This is a genomic window from Arthrobacter sp. cf158 (assembly GCF_900106835.1).
Classification (GTDB): domain Bacteria; phylum Actinomycetota; class Actinomycetes; order Actinomycetales; family Micrococcaceae; genus Arthrobacter.
Window position 1 is genome coordinate 54386 of sequence record NZ_FNNR01000006.1, and the last position, 20153, is coordinate 74538.

19 protein-coding genes are annotated in these 20153 nt (G+C 63.7%); 11 read left to right on the forward strand and 8 right to left on the reverse strand.

Annotation, left to right across the window (positions count from 1 at the left end; translation table 11 throughout):
• Positions 1–8: 8 nt before the first annotated feature.
• The 6 genes from BLW08_RS13185 (at position 9) to BLW08_RS13210 (ending at position 8427) form a co-directional block, all read left to right on the forward strand.
• On the forward strand, positions 9–1295 hold the full coding sequence (locus tag BLW08_RS13185) for an MFS transporter (protein WP_091325640.1): 1287 nt from the start codon (positions 9–11) through the stop codon (positions 1293–1295).
• Between the two features lie 193 nt (positions 1296–1488).
• The gene (locus BLW08_RS13190) at positions 1489–2610 is read left to right on the forward strand and encodes a VanZ family protein (RefSeq protein ID WP_091325641.1); all 1122 of its coding nucleotides are present in this window, start codon (positions 1489–1491) and stop codon (positions 2608–2610) included.
• Between the two features lie 132 nt (positions 2611–2742).
• Positions 2743–4086, forward strand: coding sequence for a purine-cytosine permease family protein (locus tag BLW08_RS13195; RefSeq protein ID WP_091325642.1), 1344 nt, complete (start codon positions 2743–2745; stop codon positions 4084–4086).
• Between the two features lie 5 nt (positions 4087–4091).
• A complete protein-coding gene (locus BLW08_RS13200) occupies positions 4092–5639 on the forward strand; it encodes a hydantoinase/oxoprolinase N-terminal domain-containing protein (RefSeq protein WP_091325991.1) in 1548 nt (515 codons plus the stop codon).
• Between the two features lies 1 nt (position 5640).
• Complete coding sequence (locus BLW08_RS13205; protein ID WP_091325644.1) at positions 5641–6783, forward strand: DUF917 domain-containing protein; 1143 nt, start codon at positions 5641–5643, stop codon at positions 6781–6783.
• Between the two features lie 99 nt (positions 6784–6882).
• Positions 6883–8427, forward strand: a complete 1545-nt coding sequence (locus BLW08_RS13210) for a PucR family transcriptional regulator (RefSeq protein ID WP_091325646.1) — start codon at positions 6883–6885, stop codon at positions 8425–8427.
• A gap of 13 nt (positions 8428–8440) precedes the next feature.
• Here the strand turns inward: BLW08_RS13210 and BLW08_RS13215 are convergent, their stop codons facing one another.
• Positions 8441–8884: a YdeI/OmpD-associated family protein gene (locus BLW08_RS13215; protein WP_091325648.1), complete on the reverse strand. Its 444-nt coding sequence runs from the start codon at positions 8882–8884 to the stop codon at positions 8441–8443.
• A 93-nt stretch (positions 8885–8977) separates the two neighbouring features.
• Between BLW08_RS13215 and BLW08_RS13220 the strand changes: the two genes are divergently transcribed.
• The gene (locus BLW08_RS13220; RefSeq protein WP_091325649.1) at positions 8978–9214 is read left to right on the forward strand and encodes a DUF2630 family protein; all 237 of its coding nucleotides are present in this window, start codon (positions 8978–8980) and stop codon (positions 9212–9214) included.
• On the opposite strand, the gene BLW08_RS13225 is transcribed toward BLW08_RS13220, so the two are convergent.
• Complete coding sequence (locus tag BLW08_RS13225; protein WP_091325650.1) at positions 9215–10357, reverse strand: glycerate kinase; 1143 nt, start codon at positions 10355–10357, stop codon at positions 9215–9217.
• 57 nt (positions 10358–10414) lie between these two features.
• Complete coding sequence (locus tag BLW08_RS13230; RefSeq protein ID WP_091325652.1) at positions 10415–11377, reverse strand: D-2-hydroxyacid dehydrogenase family protein; 963 nt, start codon at positions 11375–11377, stop codon at positions 10415–10417.
• A gap of 75 nt (positions 11378–11452) precedes the next feature.
• On the opposite strand from BLW08_RS13230, the gene BLW08_RS13235 reads away from it, so the two are divergent.
• A complete protein-coding gene (locus BLW08_RS13235) occupies positions 11453–13255 on the forward strand; it encodes a glycoside hydrolase family 2 protein (protein ID WP_091325653.1) in 1803 nt (600 codons plus the stop codon).
• Between the two features lie 29 nt (positions 13256–13284).
• On the opposite strand, the gene BLW08_RS13240 is transcribed toward BLW08_RS13235, so the two are convergent.
• Both BLW08_RS13240 and BLW08_RS13245 read right to left on the reverse strand, forming a co-directional pair.
• Positions 13285–14064, reverse strand: a complete 780-nt coding sequence (locus tag BLW08_RS13240) for a glycerophosphodiester phosphodiesterase family protein (protein WP_175538697.1) — start codon at positions 14062–14064, stop codon at positions 13285–13287.
• 38 nt (positions 14065–14102) lie between these two features.
• The gene (locus BLW08_RS13245) at positions 14103–14351 is read right to left on the reverse strand and encodes a hypothetical protein (protein ID WP_090822261.1); all 249 of its coding nucleotides are present in this window, start codon (positions 14349–14351) and stop codon (positions 14103–14105) included.
• Between the two features lie 86 nt (positions 14352–14437).
• On the opposite strand from BLW08_RS13245, the gene BLW08_RS13250 reads away from it, so the two are divergent.
• Together BLW08_RS13250 and BLW08_RS13255 are read left to right on the forward strand one after the other, a co-directional pair.
• Positions 14438–15352, forward strand: a complete 915-nt coding sequence (locus BLW08_RS13250; RefSeq protein WP_302846907.1) for an NAD-dependent epimerase/dehydratase family protein — start codon at positions 14438–14440, stop codon at positions 15350–15352.
• A 17-nt stretch (positions 15353–15369) separates the two neighbouring features.
• Positions 15370–16281 (forward strand): methyltransferase family protein, encoded by a 912-nt coding sequence (locus tag BLW08_RS13255; protein WP_254779879.1) that lies wholly within the window; start codon positions 15370–15372, stop codon positions 16279–16281.
• Here BLW08_RS13255 and BLW08_RS13260 read toward each other — a convergent pair.
• Genes BLW08_RS13260 through BLW08_RS13270 form a run of 3 tightly spaced genes read right to left on the reverse strand, consistent with a single transcriptional unit; the run spans position 16278 to position 18921 of the window.
• Positions 16278–17087 (reverse strand): HAD family hydrolase, encoded by an 810-nt coding sequence (locus BLW08_RS13260; protein WP_175538698.1) that lies wholly within the window; start codon positions 17085–17087, stop codon positions 16278–16280. The two genes, BLW08_RS13255 and BLW08_RS13260, sit on opposite strands and share 4 nt — an antisense overlap.
• Before the next feature lie 22 nt (positions 17088–17109).
• The gene (locus BLW08_RS13265) at positions 17110–18060 is read right to left on the reverse strand and encodes a carbohydrate kinase family protein (RefSeq protein WP_091325660.1); all 951 of its coding nucleotides are present in this window, start codon (positions 18058–18060) and stop codon (positions 17110–17112) included.
• A 39-nt stretch (positions 18061–18099) separates the two neighbouring features.
• Positions 18100–18921 carry an alpha/beta hydrolase fold domain-containing protein gene (locus tag BLW08_RS13270; protein ID WP_090822253.1) on the reverse strand — a complete coding sequence of 274 codons (822 nt, stop codon included), beginning with the start codon at positions 18919–18921 and terminating at the stop codon, positions 18100–18102.
• Positions 18922–19030: 109 nt separating this feature from the next.
• On the opposite strand from BLW08_RS13270, the gene BLW08_RS13275 reads away from it, so the two are divergent.
• Positions 19031–20137, forward strand: a complete 1107-nt coding sequence (locus BLW08_RS13275) for a GTP pyrophosphokinase (RefSeq protein ID WP_090822251.1) — start codon at positions 19031–19033, stop codon at positions 20135–20137.
• The last annotated feature ends 16 nt before the right edge of the window (positions 20138–20153 follow it).

Genomic DNA, 20153 nt, shown 5'->3' on the forward strand with positions numbered 1-20153 from the left:
CTGTATCTGTGAGTGAATCCCCCGCAAATACCGTCCCTGCCACGCCGAAAGCGCAAGCTCCCCCCAACCCAAAGCACACATTCCGCACCGCGCTCGAGGATCCGGTGCTCAGGATCCTCGCCTCCGCCACCTTGGTCGCTACGGTGGGTCGCGGAATCTTCCTGACGCTCACAGTCCTGTACTTCACCCACTTCGTAGGCCTGAGCGCCTCCGAGATCGCCGTGATTCTGTCCGTCTCAAGTGGCGTAGGCGTCGCAACGTCGTACATCGGCGGCAGGCTGGCAGATCGCTTTTCAGCACGTCGACTCCTGGCCGGGCTGGCCGCCGTCGAGGGTCTGGCGATCATGGCGTATCCGTTCGCAGGAAATTTCAGCGCCGCCCTTCTTATAGCGTGTATTGCGGTTGGCGTGAACCGTGCGGCCAATTCGACGCGGTCGGCAATCATCGCGCGGGCCTTTGATGGTCCAAACCGCGTCAATACGAGGGCAGTCCTCCGCACCATCACCAACGTCGGTATCGCGGCGGGTGGCATGGTGGCGGGCTTGGCGTTGCTGGCGGGAACAGCCGAGGCCTACCGCGGATTGATGATCGGCGCCGGCGCTATCTATGTCCTCAGCGCTCTCCGCCTCCTCAGCCTCCCATCGCGGGTGGACGCACCCCGCCGCGACGCCGGCAACACCGGCCCGAATCAGGGCATCTCACCTTTTCGCGACGGTCGTTACGTGCTTTTGACGGTCCTGGCCGGCGTTTTCGGCATGCAATTCGGGCTGGCTGAGATGGGTGTCCCCTTGTGGATCGCCCAGGACACCACTGCCCCCGACGTCCTCATTTCGGTGGTTATGGTCATCAACACCGCGTGCGTCATCCTCTTGCAAGTCCCGTTCTCCCGCGGCACCGACCACCCCCGCCGCGCCGGCAAGATCGTGATGCGAAGCGGCGTGCTCATGGCTGTGGCCTGCGCTTTGTACGCGATGGCAGGCGGCATGCCGGTCATCGCCGCCATTGCCCTTCTGTGCGGAGCGGCCCTGCTGCATGCATTCGCCGAAATCCTCTCGCAAGCCGGTACGTGGGGACTGAGCTTCGAGCTCGCCGACCCCCGCCGGGCAGGCGCCTACCAGGGCATGTTCGGTATGGGATTCTCGCTCGGAGCCATGCTGGCACCGCTCGTGGTCACCGCCACGGTCGTCGAGCATGGCTCTATCGGATGGTGCATCCTGGGTGCCATCTTCCTCGCGTCTGCGGCCGGAATCGCGCTGATAGCCCGGAAAGCGTCGACGACGGCGGGATCCGCCTAACCTCGTCCGATCAGGGTGCGCCCAAGCCACCTCCCACATCGATTTACCCACGTCCTTCATGTGCCGGCAGACGCCGATTCGTTACGCCAAACTCCACCCCCGGTACCAGCCTGCCGCGAGCAACATCACCATGCAGACGGAGGAATTGAACGCCCCATCCTGAAAGCATGGAGTGAGCGCGTGAAAGGGAATCATGGGGGAATGGGTGTGGCCGGCGTACGTGGGTGTGCTGGGAGGGGTGATCCTCTTTGGCGTGTTCATGGTGCCGATTGTGGCGATCCAGTACAGGATGTACGGCCGTTTCACGTGGCGGCGGTTCCTGGGCGCTGCAGGGCTCAGTGTTTACGGCGTAGCGCTGGTGGCGTACACCTTGCTGCCGCTGCCGGACCCCACCCTGTTGAAATGCGGGCCGGGCGGCAGCACGTTCCAAGCTCTTCCGCTTCAGTTCCTGGACGACATCCACCGCGAAACGTCAGGCCTTGGGTTCACGGGGACACTGACCAGCCGCGCCACGCTGCAGGTTGTGTTCAACGTGGTGCTGTTCATTCCGTGGGGCGTGATCGCGCGGCGCTACCTTTCGTGGAACATTGCCGTTTCAACCCTCACCGGCGCTGTGGCCTCGGGGCTCATCGAGGCCACACAGTTTACCGGACTGTGGGGTATCTACGACTGCGCCTACCGCCTGGCCGACGTCGACGACCTCATCACCAACACCCTCGGCGCCCTGATCGGTGCGCTCACGGCGCCCCTGGTGCTCTGGTTCATGCCGCAACGACGGGAACTCCGCGCAGCCCGCGGCCAGAGCCGCCCCGTCACGGTATGGCGGCGGTGGCTGGGCATGATCATCGATTACGTTTCGCTGGGCTTCCTTGGCTTCGGGTTCGTTGTGGTCTACCGGGTTGTGCTTCTCGCCGTTGGCGCGAACCTCCCGGATGCAGACGACTCCATCTCGCTCCTCCTCATGCACCTAGTGCCCGGGTTCCTGGTGTTCTATCTGCCGGCACTCGTCGGCTCGGGAGCGTCCCTCGGCCAGCGAGCCGTGTGGCTGCAACCGCAGTGGCCGGCCACCCGGCGTCGGGCCTTGCTCCGGGCGAGCGTCACGGGCGGCCTCTACATGGTGTTGTCGTTCTTTGGCGCCCAGCTGCCGTCAACGGCGTTTGGACCACTGGCAGGCCTGCTCTTGTTGGCGGCCTTCGTGGCAGTCCCCCTTACAAAGTCGCGAGGACTTTCGGGCGTCCTGACAGGTGCGCAGATGGTTGACTCCCGCGAGAGCGTACGACGGCGGGTGGCTGGGTCAGTGACGCGAGCGGACTAGGCGTCAACTCCGCGGACCCGGGGTGAGTGTGCACTTCGCATACCCGGGGCAGCCCATCACTGCACATTGCCCAATGACCTTCGAGTGACCCACAGATACTGTGAAGTGAATCACTCGAAAGGAATGTATGTCATGTCCACCTCCGACACAGGGCACGATGACTACCCCATCACCAGAGTTCCCGCAACGAAGCGGAAGCACTGGTTCGGCATCGCAGTCCAACGCTTTGGCCAGACTTCTGACCTGAGCCAATTTCTTCTCGGGGCAACCTTTGGCTTCGGCATGACCTTCTGGGACGCCTTCTGGGCCTTCACGGTAGGCGCATTGATCGTCGAAGCCCTCATGATTTTTGTCGGCATCGCCGGCATGCGCCAAGGCCTCACCACCTCCATGCTGGCCCGCTGGACCGGATTCGGCCGCGGCGGGGCATCGGTCCTGGGCCTTGCCATCTGCATCAGCCTCATCGGTTGGTTCGGTATCCAGTCAGGGATTTCCGGCGCCGGACTGAACCAAATTGTCCCTGAAATTCCCACCTGGGCTTGGTCGCTCGTCTTTGGCCTGGTGGTCACGCTGATCGTGGTCCGCGGCTTCGAATCAATGCAGTGGTTGGCCAACATCACGGTGCCACTTTTCATGATCCTGATCGCCTGGGCCGCATGGGCCGAGCTGAGCAACCACTCCATCAGCCAGCTCATCAACGATGCCCCACCGGGCCCGCAGCTGGACTTTGTCACCGCTACCACCATCGTTGCTGGAAGCGCCGTTCTTGGGGCAGTCATTACGCCCGACATGACCCGCTACAACAGGAGCGCCGGGGACGTCGTCAAGCAGACCGTCGTCGGCATGACCCTCGGCAACTACAGCATCGGCATGATCGGCGTCCTGCTGGCCCACGCAGTAAAGACGGCGGACGTCACCCAGATCATCTTCTCCTCCGTGGGCTGGGTGGGCATCCTGATCATCGTCCTGGGCACGTCCAAGATCAACGACTGGAACCTCTACAGTGCCGGGCTGGGCGTTGTGTCCTTCTTCAACAGCGCCATGAACAAGCGCCTGAACCGTGGGCACGTGACGCTGCTGCTGGGCGTATTCGGAAGTGTCCTCGCGGCCATTGGCATCCTGGACAGATTCATCGACATCCTTATGGTGCTGGGCGTCGTCTTCCCGCCGGTAGCCGGCATCATCATGGCTGAATACTTCGTCATCAGGAAGTGGCGGCCGTTGCTGGAAGCGAGCCGCGATTCAGGGCTCCCGCCGGCTGAATCACCCAACTGGATCCCCGCCACGTTTGTCATCTGGGCGATCTCTGCGGCATTGGGCTACTTCGTCACCTTCGGACTCCCGGCCTTCACCTCGCTCGCCGCGGCGTTCATCCTCTACATCGTCGCCGGCAAGCTGAACCTGTTGCGGTCCTACGGCGACAACCACCCCACCAGTGAAACCACCACACAGGAAGAATCGGTAACCACACCATGAGCAGCCTGAGAATCGGCATTGACGTCGGCGGAACCAACACTGACGCCGTGCTGCTGGATGGCGCGCAGGTACTCGCCTCCACCAAAGTCCCCACCACCAGGGACGTCACCAGCGGCATCACCCAGGTCCTCACCGCACTGAAGGAACTGAACGGCTTCAGCCCGGACCATATACGCGGCGTGATGATCGGAACCACGCACTTCATCAACGCCCTCATTGAGGCGCGTGACCTCTGCCCGACAGCTGCCATCCGGCTGGGACTTCCCGCCACCGCTTCCCTGCCGCCGTTCACGGATTGGCCCGGCACCCTCACCAACGCAGTCAAGGGCCGCGCCTACCTGGCCCATGGGGGCCACGAGTTCGATGGCCGCCCCATCAGCCCCTTCGATCCCGACGAGATAAGGCGCCACGCAGCTGACATCGCCGCACACGGCATCCGATCAGTAGCGGTATCCAGCGTCTTCTCGCCCGTCAATGATGAATTCGAGCAGCGCACATTGGCCATCCTCCGGGAAGAACTCGGCCCCGAATTCCCTGTCTCCCTCTCACACGAAATCGGCAGGGTGGGCCTCCTGGAGCGCGAGAACGCAACCATCGTCAACGCTTCCCTCGCTGAAATGGCGAACCGGATTGTTGACGGCCTCGCCAAGGCTGTGCTGGAGCAGGGCATCACCGCGCCGCTCTACGTCAGCCAGAACGACGGCACCCTCATGGACATCGAATACACCCGCCGTTACCCGGTGGCCACGTTCGCATCAGGTCCCACCAACTCCATGCGCGGAGCAGCGGCGCTCTCCGGTTTCTCCGACTGCCTGATCGTGGACATCGGCGGCACCACCACGGACGTCGGGGTCCTGGTGAATGGTTTCCCCCGCGAGTCCAGCACCCACGTCCGCTTGGCGGGGCTCCGCACCAACTTCCGGATGCCTGATGTCCTCTCCGCCGGGCTGGGTGGCGGTTCCCGCATGCGGACTGATCAGGGAACCGTGGGCCCGGATTCGGTAGGCTACCGCCTCACCGAAGAGTCGCTGGTCTTTGGCGGGTCAGTCCTGACGGCCACTGACATCGCCGTCCGCAGCGGAAGGGCCGACGTCGGAGACGCATCTTTGGTGAGCCATGTCAGTGACGCCGTGGTCCGGTCAGCCCTGGAACAGATCGACAGGACCATCGCGGACATCGCCGATCGGATCCGGACCTCGTCCGCGGAACTTCCGGTGGTGGCCGTCGGCGGCGGCTCCATCCTGCTGGCCGAGAAACTGGACGGCTTGGGCACCATCCACCGCCCCGAAAACTTCGACGTCGCCAACGCTTACGGCGCCGCCATTGCCCAGATCAGCGGCGAGGTGGATCGAGTGTCCTCCATTGCCGACGGAGATCAGAAACGTGCCCTGGAATCCGCGCGGCAGGAGGCTGTTGACCGCGCCGTCGCTGCCGGCGCCAACCCGGACACGGTGACGATTGTCGAGCAGGAAGCCATCCCCATCCCCTACCTTCCCGGAAACGCCATGCGCGTTCGCGTCAAGGCAGCCGGCAACCTCACGTTAGGAAAATGAGATGACCCTGGAAGTGACACACGGCCGCAAGCTGAAGTGGATCACCGTTGAAGACATTGATTCGCTGGCACGCGGAGCAGCGATCCTCGGCACGGGCGGCGGCGGCGATCCATACATTGGCGCCCTCCTGGCGAAACAGGCAATCGAGGAGTTCGGTCCAGTGGAACTCGTGTCCGTTGAGGACCTGGCAGATGATGCCTTCATCGTTCCCATTGCTGCGATCGGCGCACCCACGGTAGCCGTGGAGAAGCTCGACACCGTGGAAAACCTGTACCTGACCATCGAGAAACTGGCGGCATCCGTCAACAGGACGGCAACCCACACCGCGTGCCTGGAAATCGGTGGGTCAAACTCCTTGCTGCCCATCGTGGCGGCAGCGCAGCTGGGGATTCCCTTGATCGACGGTGACCTGATCGGGCGGGCGTTCCCGGAGATACAAATGGGAATGGCACCGCTTTATGGAATTCAGGCCACCCCCATGGCCTTGGCTGACGAGAAGGGCAACACGCTTGTTATCGAAGCCATCGACTCGTTCTGGGCTGAGCGCTTTGCCCGGCAGGCCTCCATCGAAATGGGATGCAACGCCTTCAACAGCACCTATGCCATGACCGGCGCGCAGGCCCGTGAGAGCTTCGTGGCCGGTTCCATGTCCTTCGCGATCGCTATCGGAGACGCCATCGCCAACGCCCAGCACAACAACCTCAACCCCTGTGATGTGTTGGCGGAAACCCTCAGCGGGCGCATAGTGCATCTGGGCAAGGTCACGGACCTGCAGCGCCAGACCACAGGCGGCTTCGCGAAAGGGCAGGCCCTGATCGAGGGAATGGGTCCGGACGCGGGTTCCGTGCTTTCGCTGCACTTCCAAAACGAGCACTTGCTGGCCACCAAGGACGGAACCGTCGTGACCACAACGCCGGACCTCATCATTGTGGTGGACGCCGAATCCGCCGAGCCGATAACCACGGAGAACCTGCGCTATGGGCAGCGCTTGTGCATCCTTACTGCTCCCAGCGACCCTCGCTGGCACACCACGGAGGGCCTCGCGCTGGCCGGGCCCGAGTACTTCGGATACGGCGTCCCGTCACATCGCTGGGATGGGACTCAGGAGGAACACACCGAGTCCATCGGGCGATACCGCGCCTGACCGACGTCGAACGTTGCCCTGCCGCGCCACCAACCACCGTTGGTGGCGCGGCGGTGGCATTATGGGGTGGTAGCCATCGAGGAGAACCGGAGCAGCTGAATGATCCCCCCGATCCCGCTGTGGTCCGTCACCAACCACCTCCCGGCGGGCGTGATGGAGAGCGTCGGAGAGCCGGGCACCACAACCGTGTCGTCGCTGGTCGCTTTGGCGGGTTCACTGGCAGAGGTCAATCGCCAGGTCCGCGAACAGAAAAACCTCGACAACGACCCCCTGACACTCCGCAACTGCATTCTGCTCCCCCTTGAGCCGTTGCCGTCAGGCGTCTCGTGGGAGGTGGAGGCCCTGCTGGCGCTGGCGTCCGGCGCCGGCGTCGTGGCTCTTGCCGTCAGGCTGCAGAACGACGACGGCGCGTTGCCGCCCAACGTCACAAGGCTCGCCGAACGCCTGGGGCTGGTGGTGCTGGCCGTCCATAACACCTGGCAATTCGGGATGGCTGCGCAGGAACTGCTGTCCGGCGCAGCGCATCGTCAGGGGCAGCTGATCTCCCGTGTGGCCGTCGAATGCCGTGTGCCATTTGGATCTCTGGGCCATTTGCTGCACCGGCTGGGAGTGGCACTCGGGCATTCTGTGACACTGGTGGATCCGTCCGGAAAGCTGATTTCTGCCGGGGAAGATGACCCGCGCGCCAACGGAGATGCGCAAACCGGCGGAACCGAAATTTTCGCATCTGTCCACCGGGAGCAGGACAACGGCCCCCGGCTAAGGGTGGTCCCCGGTCCCGCGCTGGATCAAGAACAGGCGGCCATCAGAGCGGCCTTGGAAGTGGCAGCCATAGCGGTTTCCGAGCTGCTGTCGCGGCAACGGCTGGAGCGGGAGCGCGATGCCCGGCACAGGATTGCCTTGCTGGGCGAACTGATCGACAACGCCGGGACTGTCAGCCCACCCTTCAGGGCCAGGGCATTGGAGCTGGGCTGGACCCTGGACGGATTCCACATAGCGTTCCGGGTGATCACCCGCCAGCCAGTGGACCTGGTGGCCCGAAAACCGGATCTGGACCGCGCCCTGATCCGCGAGAAGATCGAGGCTGCCACAGTTGAGCAATCCGACGGCTGGGCAGGGTGGATCTCCTTTCCCTCCAAACCAGACCCGGCCGAAGTCAGTAAAATCAGCAACGCCCTCCGCAGGGCCCAGCGGGAACTGGCGTCCACTGTTGCCACTCAATTCGGAGTGGGAAGAATGCAGGCGCAGCCCGAAGGGATCGTCCGCTCCCTCGAGGAAGCCAACGACGCCGCACGCATCGCCGGGGCACGGGAGAACTCCGGCTATTTTGTCCACGTGGACAGATTGGATATGGCCCAGCTGCTCCTGATCTGGACCCGCACTGATACGTTCCGTCCGGCGGCCCGGGAGCTCCTGGCTCCGCTCCTCAAAGCCGGGCCCGAACTCCTTCAGACCCTCACCACATTCCTGGACTGCGAGTCTTCCCTGACCGAAACCGCAGCGATCCTGAATGTTCACCGCAACACGGTCAGTGATCGCATCAGGCGGATCCAATCACTCATCGCCATCAACCTGGAGGACCCGGAGGCCCGGCTGGCGCTGCAGTTGGCGTGCCGGAGTTTGCTGATGGATAAGCCGGACTAGGTCTTCCCGGCGCCTACTTCTTCCCGGCCTTCAAATCCGACACCACTTTCGCGATGCGCCGGGCACGGGTTTCCTCCGTTTTGGCATCCCCGATCGGCTCCACATATCTCCGCTGGCTGCTGTAATTCAGGGTCTCGTAAAAGGCCTTCGCCTGCGGCTCCTCGTGGAGCGCGGCCGCCAAGTCCTCCGGAACCTCAATGATGCGCGGCTGGGTGTCCACTTCCAGGTCCACCTCGATGGTGTCTCCTGCAGCAGCGCCGGTGAGTTCGCGGTTGGCGGAGCTGACGCCCACCATGTACTTGCCGCCCATCACGGCGATGCTGCTGCGATAACTCCGGCCGTTGATGGTCACCACCACGGGAGGCCGTTTGCCGGCGCCCAGCCCGTCAACAATCTGGTCCGGAACTTCGATGCCCGCCTTGTTCCCATCGCCCACGATGGTCGTAGTGAATTTCATGAGCCAAGTATGCCGGTGGCCACCCGTAGACGCACCCCACCAGCAGGACTACGTTCGAGATAGCCCTGCAAACCTCGCAAAGGAGTCAAAGCCATGGACAACCAGGATCTCTTGGAACACATACAGTCGCTGGTGGAAGAAGAGCACCGTCTCCGCGACGCAGCCGGCACAGGGACGGGCGATGAGACCGCCCGCCTTGCCCACCTGGAAGCCCAACTCGACCAGTGCTGGGACCTGCTGCGCCAACGGCGGGCCAAGAAGGACGCCGGTGGGAACCCGGACGACGCCTCAGCCCGAAGCGTTAACGAGGTTGAGGGCTACCGGCAGTAATTAGGCTCCTTCAAGTACCTGGCTGGTGGCCCACGCCAGGTACTTGGCAGCGTTAGCCACGGCGTCGGCAACGTCCGGGAGGCCATCTTTGCGCTGCGCCACGTCCAGCAACTGGGCTGCAGCAACAATGCCGTGCTTCGCCAGATCTTCAGGCGTGACTGTGATGCGTCCAGCCACCGCGATGACGGGAATGCCGTGCACACTCGCAGCATCGGCAAGCGCAATGGGTGCCTTGCCGGTGAGCGACTGCTCGTCCATGGAACCCTCGCCGGTGATCACCAAATCTGCATCGCCCAAGTGCTGCGCGAGGCCAGTGAGTCCGGCCACCAGCGCAAAGCCGCCTTCCAGCGCAGCGTCAGTGAAAGCCAGGAACGACGCCGGGAACCCACCTGCCGCTCCGGCTCCCGGTACGTTCACATCGCGGCCGGCGGCCTCCCGAAGGAGCGACGCCCAATTGCGGAGACCGGCGTCGAGCTTCTCAACGGCGTCCTCATCGGCACCCTTCTGGGGGCCGAAAACATGCGCGGCACCTTCCGGTCCGTACAGCGGGTTTTGGACGTCGACGGCGATCCGGAACTTCACGGCCGAAAGTCGCGGATCCAGCTCGGAAACATCCAAGGCAACGACGTCGATGAGCGAACCTCCGCCGAGGGGCACCACGTTTCCGGCCGCATCAAGGGGTTTGAGTCCCAAGGCACGCAACGCGCCGCTGCCGGCGTCTGACATTGCCGAGCCGCCCAGGCCCAGCACGATCTCCGTGGCACCGGCGTCGAGCGCCGCGGCGATCAGCTGGCCGCAGCCGTAGCTATGGGCGCGAAGCGAGTTCTCCGGAGTAGGTTCCATATGAGCCAGGCCGGAAGCCATCGCGGTCTCGATCACAGCGCTGGCCCCACCAAACGCATCCTTGCGGATCGCCCAGGAAGCACCAACAGGCTTAAGAATGGGGCCCACCACTGCGTTGTTCCGCTCCTCGTAACCTGCGGCGATGGCGGCATCCAGGGTGCCTTCGCCGCCGTCGGCAACCGGGAACTGGGTGGTCACGGCATCCGGGTAAACGCGGAGGGCACCTTCGGCCATGGCTGACGCGGCTTCGGCGGCGGTCAGTGATCCCTTGAACTTGTCCGGGGCGATGAGGATACGCATGGACCCATCTTGCCAGCTTTGCTCGGAAAGCGCTTGCCCAGCGCGTAATGAAGTGAACTACCCGTTGATGACCCGCACCGGCGCCCCTTCAATCCACGCCTTCACATCCTCGAATGCACCACCGTAGAACTGCCGGTAGCTCTCGTGAGTCACATAGCCGGTGTGAGGCGACAGCACGGTCCGCGAAGAATGCAGCAGCGCGTGCCCGGCCGGCAGGGGTTCCTCGTCGAAGACGTCCAAGGCTGCGCCACGGATCCAGCCCTCCTCAAGGGCCTGGATGAGCGCGGCTTCATCCACCAGGGGTCCCCGTGCGGTATTGACCAACACGCCATCAGGGCCCAGGAGTCGCAGCTCCTTCGCACCGACAATCCCCTCCGTCCGCTCAGACAAGCGCAAGTGCAGCGTGACGACGTCGGACTCGCGGAACAGCTCCTCTTTGCCTACCTTGCGGGCACCCGCAGCGTGGGCCGCTTCTGCGGTCAGGTTCTGGCTCCATGCCACCACGTCCATCCCGAAGGCTTTGGCGTACCCCGCCATCCGCTGGCCAATCTTGCCCAGGCCAACAATCCCGAGAGTCTTGCCCTCGAGTTCAAACCCCACCCTGCTCTGCCACTCACCGGCCCGCAGTGAGTTCTCCTCCACCACCACGTTCCTCGCGAACGCCAACAGGAGCGCCCATGTCAGTTCCGGAGCCGCGGCCGGAGAGCCCCCCGTTCCGCACACCACAATGCCCCGCTCCGACGCCGCATCGAGATCGATCGCCGCATTCGCCATGCCCGTTGTCACCAGGAGCTTCAGATTGGGCAACGACTCGAGGACGCGCTGCGGGAATCGGGTCCTTTCGCGCATCGCCACAATGATGTCGAACGGTGCCAAGGCGGCCACAGCTTGCTCTTCCGAGACGAAAGGTGCGCTGAAAACGCTGACCTTCACGCCGTCGTCGAGCAGTGAATCCCAGGGGGCATAGTCCCCTGCCACTTGCTGGTAGTCATCAAGGATGGCCAAACGGAATCGGGTCACGTCAATCTCTCCTCGCGCGGCGGCTGGTGGTACTGAACACCATCTCACGTTAGGTTTTTGAGTGTGAGCCAAAATGTGACCTCCACCATACCCAAGCCCGAGCACCCCAGCCCACAACTGGTCCGCGACAAGTGGATGAACCTCAACGGCACCTGGGGATTTGAAATCGACGCCGGGGACTCCGGCCTGGAGCGCGGGCTCACCACCCGCGAACTGAACAACAGTATTCTGGTGCCGTTCGCGCCGGAATCAGTGCTTTCAGGGATCGGGAACGTTGATTTCATGGAAGCCGTTTGGTATCGCCGGATGGTCACCATTCCGCAGGAGTGGTCCGGCCACAGCGTGCTGCTGCACTTCGGCGCCGTGGATCACGACGCCACGGTGTGGGTGAACGGGATTGAGGTTGCCCGGCACCGGGGCGGATTTACGCCGTTTACCGCAGATTTGGGCGGTGTAGTGGAGCCCGGCGCGGACGCTGTGATTGTTGTCCGTGCCAGGGATTCCCGGCACGAGCTGCAAGCACGCGGCAAGCAGGCAACCTGGTACAACAACACGCACTGCCAGTACACCCGCACCACCGGAATCTGGCAGACGGTGTGGATGGAGGCCGTTCCCGAGGTCTACATCGAACGCCTCCGCATGACCCCCCATCTGGCGGACTCAAGCATCACGGTGGAGGTCCCGCTCAGCCAGAATCGGGTTGGGCACACGGTTTCTGCGGTCCTCACTGGTGGAACGGAAAGGATTGAGGCCTCTGCGCGGGCGGACCTGGATCTCACTCCGTCCCTCCGTCTCAGCATCCCAGCGGATTCCCTCCGCCCGTGGTCCATCCAAGACCCGTTCCTCTACGGCCTTGAAGTGACTGTGCGGGACGGTTCCGGAGAAGTTGTTGACCGGGTGGGCAGCTACGCGGCCGTGCGGTCGATAGCCCTGGACGGCAAGGTGGTCCGCATCAACGGCGAGGCCGTGTTCCAGCGTCTGGTCCTGGACCAGGGATACTGGCCGGAGTCGCTGATGACCTCGCCCGATGAAGGGGCGCTGGTCAAGGACATCGAGCTCTCCAAGGCCGCCGGATTCAACGGTGCCCGCCTGCACCAGAAGGTCTTTGAGGAGCGTTTTCTCTATCACGCGGACCGGCTGGGGTATCTCGTGTGGGGCGAGTTCGGCGACTGGGGCGTCTCGGGCAGCGGAACCGTAGGGCACAACCAGCAGCCGACGGCCAGCTTTGTTGCCCAGTGGCTGGAGGTGTTGCAACGCGACGTCAACCACCCGTCGATCATCGGCTGGTGCCCCCTGAACGAGACCCACCAGATTCTGCACGACCGCCTGACGGTGCTGGACGACGTCACCCAGGCAATGTTCCTGGCCACCAAGCTCGCGGACCCCACCCGGCCGGTCATCGACGCCTCCGGCTACGCGCATCGGATCCGCGGAACGGACATCTACGATTCCCACTCCTACGAGCAAGACCCTGACCGTTTCCGCCTGGAACAGCAGGGCCTCGCCGAAGGGAAGCCGTATATCAACCGCAAAGCTGACGGCGAAGAGTACTCCGTGCCCTACGCCGGCCAGCCGTACTTCGTCTCGGAGTTCGGCGGCATCTGGTGGAACGAAGAAGAAGCCCGGCAGGCAGCCGAGGGATCGGATGTGTCCACCTCCTGGGGCTACGGCCAGCGGGTCAGCAGCGAGGAAGAGTTCTACGCCCGCTTCGACGGTCTCTGCGGTGTCCTGCTGGAGAACCCGGACATGTTCGGCTACTGCTACACCCAGCTAACGGACGTGTTCCAGGAGAAAAACGGCATCTTCACCTTCGATCGCACCAGCAAGTTCGATCTCGCCCGGATCCGCGCCAGCCAGCTGCGCCGGGATGGCCGTTAGTTCCACCTCGCGGTGTACGCAGGAAGGGCCTAGACCCACCGGCCTCGGCGGACCAGGACTTCCTTAAGGAGGTCCAAGCGGTCTGACACGACTCCATCCACGCCCAGGTCCAGCAGGCGCTCCATCTCAGCGGGATCATTGATGGTCCACACATGCACCTGGAGGCCCAGCCGATGAGCCCGCCCGATGAATCCCGGAGTCACCACCCGGAACAGTCCGTAGCGAACGGGAACCTGGAAGACGTCGACGCCGGCAAGCAGTTTGCGCGCCAACGGAACCGGAAGCACGGGGCCAAGCAGGGCGAAAACGGCGGTCAAGGTGCTTCCAGCGGACGTGGCAACCGGGCGGGACAGGAGCTTCAGGACTGCCCGGCGGCGCCGGTCCGAGAAACTTGTGACCAGGACGCGATCATGGATCCCGTGCTTCTCAATGGCCTTGGCCATGGGGCCCACCGAGTTCCAGTCCTTGACGTCCAGGTTCAACCGGGCAGTCGGGAGCGCCGAAACAAGCTCATCAAACGTTGGGACCGGTTCAATCCCACCAATCCGGGCAGCGGAGACTTCCGAGGCGGTCAGAGATGCAATATCCCCAGCCGAATCGGTCACGCGGTCCAGGGACGAGTCGTGAAAGACAAGCAGCACGCCGTCCGAGGTGGTGTGGACATCCGTTTCAAGGTGCACGGTCCCCAGTTCCACTGCAGCTCTGAAAGCAGCCATGGAATTCTCCAGGCCGTCCAGCGAGAAACCACGGTGCGCGAAGGCCAAAGGGCCCACCGAACCGTCCTTGCGGAGGAAATAGGGCAGCGTCACACCCGTAGCGTAGCCGACGTGCACCCCGATGAAGCGCGTCAGGCCTCGTGCGGAACTATCGCCACGCCGTCACTGACGTGCACCAGCGTCCGTCCGCGACCGCCGTCGAGCTCCACCCAAACCGCCGTGGCATCGCCGGTGACGGCGTCAACAACGCCGGCCGATGCGTACCCCGGGGTGAGCGTGACGCTGACGCGGTCGCCCTGGCGCAGCGAGCGCCAGTGATGATCGGGTTCGATGCGCCGCAAAGGCGCCGTGTTGAAATCGTTGATCCTGCGCTTGGCCATGTTTCCCCCTGCTAATCCGACTGGTAGACACGATGCGAACGGGTCCTTGGCTGGAAGCCTACGGAGGCAACGTGAACGCTGGTTGTATGGAGGCTGGGAAGCAGGTGACAGCCTGGTACTGCCAGACTAGGGACATGACTGTGTTGATTGCCGGATGCGGCGACCTCGGAACGGAAGCCGGACTCCGCTTCGCCGCAGCTGGCCACCAGGTTGTGGGCCTGCGCCGGTCCCCGGAAAAACTGCCGCCTGAAATCCACGGCGTATACGCGGACCTTTCCAAGGGCGTGCCCCAACTGCCGGCAGATGTGGACATTGTTGTGGTGGCTGTGGCCGCCGATGCCTCCACTGAAGAGGCCTATCGCGCGGCCTACCTGAACGGTGTAAAGAACATCCTGGATGCGCTGGAGCGGCAATCCCTGGAACCGCGCCGGATCCTCTTCGTCTCCTCCACCGCCGTTTACAAGGATTCCGGCGGGGCTGTTGTGGACGAGTCGACCCCCACCGAGCCCACGCGTTTCAGCGGGAAGATCCTGGTAGAGGCCGAGGATTTGCTGTTCGCCCGAACCCACGGCACAGCCACCCGGCCGATTTCCCTTCGGCTGGGCGGGATCTACGGGCCCGGACGCACCCGGCTGATAGACCAGGTCCGGACAGGCAAGGCCGTCATTCCGGCACAGCCCCGGCACACAAACCGTGTCCACCGGGACGATGCTGCGGCCATGATCGTCCACCTCACCACCATGGAACAGGTTCCGGATCCGGTGTACGTAGGTGTTGACGACTACCCGGCTGAGATGGGCGAGGTGATGCGGTTTCTCGCCGCTGGGATGGGATGCCCGGAACCCCCGACGGCGGAACCCGGCGGCGCGTCCGACGCCGGCCCCGGCGACAAGCGCTGTTCGAATGCGCTGTTGAGGGCGAGTGGCTTTGACTTCGCATTCCCCACCTTCGAGGAAGGGTACCGGGCCCTACTGGACGGTCAGGGCGTACGGCACCCGTGAGCCGCCCTTCCCTTGCGGTGACACCGAACCTGGGTTGTTGGGGCCGGGCCTATTTTGCAGCACAGGCCGTTGCGGGTCTGTGCTGGTGGGCGGCCGTGTTCCTTTCACCACCTGTCCGCGAAGCCACGCTCGGCCGCCTGGATCCACTGGCTGTTGCGGCCTTCGACATTCCGTTGTTCGTGGTTTGCTCGGCCGTCGCGGCGTTCGGCGTTAAGGCTGCGGCCGTGGTTGCTACCGGCTGGACCGCCGTCGTGGCTATTGCCCTGGCGGTCTTCGCCACGGTTTCTTCCGAGGCGGGCTTGGGTGTACTGATGATGCTCGCTGCTGCGGCCTGCTCGGCGGTTGCACTCTGCTGTGTCCTGCTGGGACGGCTTCCAACCGAGTGGATTGTCCGGGGCCCGTTCGCTTTCCGTCCCGCTGACGAGCAGCGCGGGGTTACAGCACATGTGGGCGCGACACTGGGACAGATGGCCCTCTTTTGGGGCTTTTTCCTTCTGGTGGTCCCCGTGGTCATTTCGTGGCTGGAACAGCGATGGTTGGTGTCGCTCGCACTCCCACCGCTTTCCGGGGTTATCGGTGTGGGCATCCTGGTGCTGGCGAGCTGCCTGGGTGTCGCCTCCGCTGTGACAATGTCATCCCGTGGCAGTGGTACTCCGCTGCCATCTGCCATGCCGAACCGTCTGGTCATTGCAGGTCCGTACCGTTGGGTTCGCAACCCGATGGCTGTCGCCGGCATCACCCAAGGCGTGGGAGTAGGCCTCATTCTGGGCTCGTGGCTGGTCATCGCCTACGCCTTGATCGGCTCACTGTTGTGGAACTACGCCGTCCGGCCGCTTGAGGAAACAGACCTCGAAAACCGGTTTGGGGCCGAGTTCCGTCACTACCGCGATTCGGTTCGCTGCTGGATTCCCAGCGTCAGGCGAAACTAAACCCGCTGCTCCGTCAGCTTGGCTTCCAAAATCTGGGCCACGCCGTCGTCGTCAAAGTGCGGTGCCTGCTGGCCGGCCGCGAGAATGGCTTCAGGGTGTCCACTGGCCATCGCGTAGCCGTGACCGGCCCAGCGGAGCATCTCGATGTCGTTGGGCATGTCCCCGAATGCCACCACGTCGGCAGCCTCAATACCCAGCGACTCGGCGTACTTGGCGAGGGTGACGGCCTTGTTGATGCCAGGAACGGACATCTCCAGCATCGCCGTCCGCGGCGCAGAGTGCGTTGTGGACACCAAGTGGGCAACGGCGGGCTGAACCTCGGCAAGGAACTCGTCCGGCGTTCCGTTGCGGGTAATGGCCAGGAACTTCACGACGGCGTCATCCGCAGTGAGCGTCTCCACCAGCGGCTTGGGGGTGAACTCGGCCAGCAGTTCGCTGGTTTCATTTTCAATGAACCCAGGCTCCAGCTGGAAACCCGTGAGTGTCTCCACAGCAAACAGGGCATCAGGCCGGAGGGATTTGATGATGCGGCGCGCCTCGAAGACGGAGTCGGCATCCAGCGCACAGGAAGACAGCGCCTTCTCGGTTTCCAGGTCCCACACCACGGCGCCATTGGAACAGATCACAATTCCGCTGTGCCCCAGCTGCTCCTGGAGGGGGTACAGCCACCGCGGCGGGCGACCCGTGACGAACACCAGTTCCACGCCGGCGTCGCGGCACGCCTGGAATGCCTTGATGGTCCGATCACTGATTTTGCCGTCGTGACCGAGGATGGTGCCGTCAATATCGCTTGCTACGAGCCGCATCATGCCAGTCTACGCGGCGGTCTCAGCCCACTTTGCCGGCGGCTGTCCCGTGGTTGAGCTCGGCCCGGGTTGGCGGATTGGCTCCTGCCCGGGACACCGTGACTGCAGCCGCACGGGTTGCGTGATCCATGATCGCAGCCAGCGTTTCCACCGGCATTGCCCGCAAGGCACCCCTGTTTTGCGCGCCGTCAAAGCCATGATCCACAATCGCGGACAACAACCCGGCCATGAACGAGTCGCCTGCGCCCACGGTATCCACCACGCTCACAGATGGCGCCGGGATCTGGGTTTCGCCTGCGCGGGTGACGCCCCACGGCCCGCGCGAACCACGCGTAACCACCACCAACGCCGGCCCCTCGTCGCCGCCCAAGGACAGCCATCGACGCGCAGACTCCGTTGGATCAACGCCAGGGTACAGCCACTCAAGATCCTCATCAGAGGCCTTCACGACGTCGGAAAGCACCACGAAGCGCTCGGCTTGGGTCCGGGCGTACTCAACGTCCGTGATGATGCTGGGACGGCAGTTGGGATCGAAGCTGATAGTGCTGCCCGGGTGGGCATGCTCGACCGCGGCCAGCACGTCAGCAGCGCCCGGCTCCAGGAAGGTGGCAATGGAACCCGTGTGCAGCAAAGTGGCACCCTGCAGCATCAGCGGCAACCTTCCGGCAAGTCCGGGCAGTTCCCAGGTGAGGTCAAAAACGTACGTGGCCGCGCCGTCGTCGTCGATTTGCGCGGTGGCCACGCTGGTTGCCTTCTCGTCCGGCGGAAGCGGCACCATGACTGAACTCGACCGCAGGTGCGCCGCAACGGAATCGCCGTAGGCATCGCGGCCGTAGCGCCCGATGAACTGCACAGGGTGGTCCAGCCGGGCCAGGCCGACGGCAACGTTGAGCGGACTCCCGCCAACGTGCGCCTCAATTCCAGAGGAGCGTTGAACGACGTCCACCAGGGCTTCACCAATGACTGTCAGCATGGGACAACTCTGCCAGAGGCGGACCTCACGGACCACAGATTACGACAGGAGGCGCTGCACCAACTCGCGGCACTTCTTGTATGCCACGGCTTTGGGATCGATCAGGTCGAAGTGGTCTCCCGGAACGCGCAACAGCTGGGCCGCACTCCCCGCTGCAGTTGCCGCAGCCACATATGCCTCGGACTGGCTCGCAGGAACGTCCTCGTCATCCGTGGCGTGCACGGCATATACGGGGACGTCCAGTGGGAGTGAACTCATGGGATCAGCGTATTTATGCCGTTTGGGGTATCTGCCCGAATCGCCACCCATGAGGTTGCAGACAGCTCCGTTACTGAGGTTCAGCTTCTCCGCGGCGGCAAGGTTCAGGAGGCCGGACTGGCTGACGACGCCCGTCAGGTGCACCGCGGTGTCCTCCGGTCCGCGCACCAGTTGCCTGTCGGCGTCGGGCGTTCCGATGGAGGAGAGCCGTTGACGTCCCGCCGCCCAGACGGCCAGATGACCACCCGCAGAGTGGCCCAGCGCCACTACTTTGCCAAGCTGAAGGTCATGCTCGCCGGCAATGTGGGAGAGATGGTCGATGCCGGCCAAGATGTCCTCAAAAGTATGGGGCCAACCACCGCCGTTTCCGGCACGCCGGTATTCGAGGTTCCACGCGGTGATTCCGTGCGCTGCGAGGTCCCGTGCAAGGGGCTCTCCGAGCTCAGCGCCGTACTGGGACCGCCAGTAGCCGCCATGGATCACAACGGCAATTCCACCGGCCACGGCTGATACGCCGCGATGGTTTCCGTTGCTCGGTTCAGGTATGAAGAGTTCGCCCCACTGACTGGGGTGTTCGCCGTAGCTGTACTTGTGCCGCAACATTGCGCCCTCCTTTGTACTGAGCCTATCGTGACGGTTCGGAAGTTTGGCTAGAGGCACCCCGACGGCGGGTGGCCGGTTCAGTGTCGGACCCGCCCCGTAAGCTGGGGGCATGGCAAGCAATTGGGACAGCCTGGACCAGGATCAGCGCGACGCAGTGGATGCGAACGTGGCGCTCTATGAGCGTGTTCGCCCTGCCCTCAAGCGGGTCACGCGCGATGTCCTGCTGACATTGAGGGACATGCTGAACGACGCCGAGGTAACTCCGTTGTTTGTCACTGGCCGGACCAAAACTGTGGAGTCGTTCCGGGAAAAAATCTCCCGCACGGATGACCCGTTGGAGCCCGGTGGCCCGCGTGTCTTGAAATTTCCGGACCCGTTCCGCACGTTGAACGACATGGTGGGCATCCGTGTCATCACCAAACTTCCGGCCGAAAACGCGGCCGTGGCCAACATCATCAAGCGCCAACGGCAGCTCTTCGACTGCCGAGGCGACCGTGAGAAGGACATCGGTTCCATCGAGTCCGGAACCTACGGCTACTCCAGCCGGCACCTCATCCTGCGCACCATCCAGAACGAGGCCGTCAAGGAGTACCAGCACGTCTTCAATCCGGACATGCCTGCCAACGGCAGCTACTTCTTCGAATGCCAGATCCGTACAGTGTTTGCCCATGCCTGGAGCGAGATCGAGCACGACATCCGCTTCAAGGCCGAAGACCCCCGCGCCTGGACGCCGCACTTCGACCGCCAATTCACGGCCACAGCAGCCATGTTGGAAACCGTGGAGAGCGCCTTCGCGGATCTTCACGAGCGCTACGAGGAAGTCCGCAGCTACTGGGACCTCGAAGGTGAGGGTGGCTCGCCGCTGACGCCAAACCGGGTTCGTGACGTCTGGCGTACCCTCTTGCCGCACGTTGACCGTAAAGTTGATGACGACTGGGGATGGGCTGCTGAGCTGCTCGCTGCCCACGGACTCACCAAGACCGTGGAGCTAGCCGGACTGCTTAGCGCCAACCGGATCACCGAGGTCCGCAAGGCCCTGGACCACCGCTACTCCCCCGGACCCGACCGCCTCCTGGACGACCTCCTGCTGTGGCAGTACGGAACCGAACATATTGATCTCACCGCTGAGGCGCCCGACGTCGTCCCGCACCCGCGGCGCGACAGCCTCCTGCGGCGTCTTAAGCAGATTGAGCGCTACCGCCAGACTGCTTTATAAAAGACCGCACTGTAAG

Bases quoted from the DNA above. Each gene is read 5' to 3' on its own strand.
- BLW08_RS13275 (WP_090822251.1), top strand. From the start codon at position 19,031: ATGGCAAGCAATTGGGACAGCCTGGACCAGGATCAGCGCGACGCAGTG.
- BLW08_RS13220 (WP_091325649.1), top strand. From the start codon at position 8,978: ATGGACAACCAGGATCTCTTGGAACACATACAGTCGCTGGTGGAAGAA.
- BLW08_RS13225 (WP_091325650.1), bottom strand. From the start codon at position 10,357: ATGCGTATCCTCATCGCCCCGGACAAGTTCAAGGGATCACTGACCGCC.
- BLW08_RS13195 (WP_091325642.1), top strand. From the start codon at position 2,743: ATGTCCACCTCCGACACAGGGCACGATGACTACCCCATCACCAGAGTT.
- BLW08_RS13210 (WP_091325646.1), top strand. From the start codon at position 6,883: ATGATCCCCCCGATCCCGCTGTGGTCCGTCACCAACCACCTCCCGGCG.
- BLW08_RS13245 (WP_090822261.1), bottom strand. From the start codon at position 14,351: ATGGCCAAGCGCAGGATCAACGATTTCAACACGGCGCCTTTGCGGCGC.
- BLW08_RS13260 (WP_175538698.1), bottom strand. From the start codon at position 17,087: ATGCGGCTCGTAGCAAGCGATATTGACGGCACCATCCTCGGTCACGAC.
- BLW08_RS13270 (WP_090822253.1), bottom strand. From the start codon at position 18,921: ATGTTGCGGCACAAGTACAGCTACGGCGAACACCCCAGTCAGTGGGGC.
- BLW08_RS13265 (WP_091325660.1), bottom strand. From the start codon at position 18,060: ATGCTGACAGTCATTGGTGAAGCCCTGGTGGACGTCGTTCAACGCTCC.
- BLW08_RS13215 (WP_091325648.1), bottom strand. From the start codon at position 8,884: ATGAAATTCACTACGACCATCGTGGGCGATGGGAACAAGGCGGGCATC.
- BLW08_RS13250 (WP_302846907.1), top strand. From the start codon at position 14,438: ATGGAGGCTGGGAAGCAGGTGACAGCCTGGTACTGCCAGACTAGGGAC.
- BLW08_RS13190 (WP_091325641.1), top strand. From the start codon at position 1,489: ATGGGGGAATGGGTGTGGCCGGCGTACGTGGGTGTGCTGGGAGGGGTG.
- BLW08_RS13205 (WP_091325644.1), top strand. From the start codon at position 5,641: ATGACCCTGGAAGTGACACACGGCCGCAAGCTGAAGTGGATCACCGTT.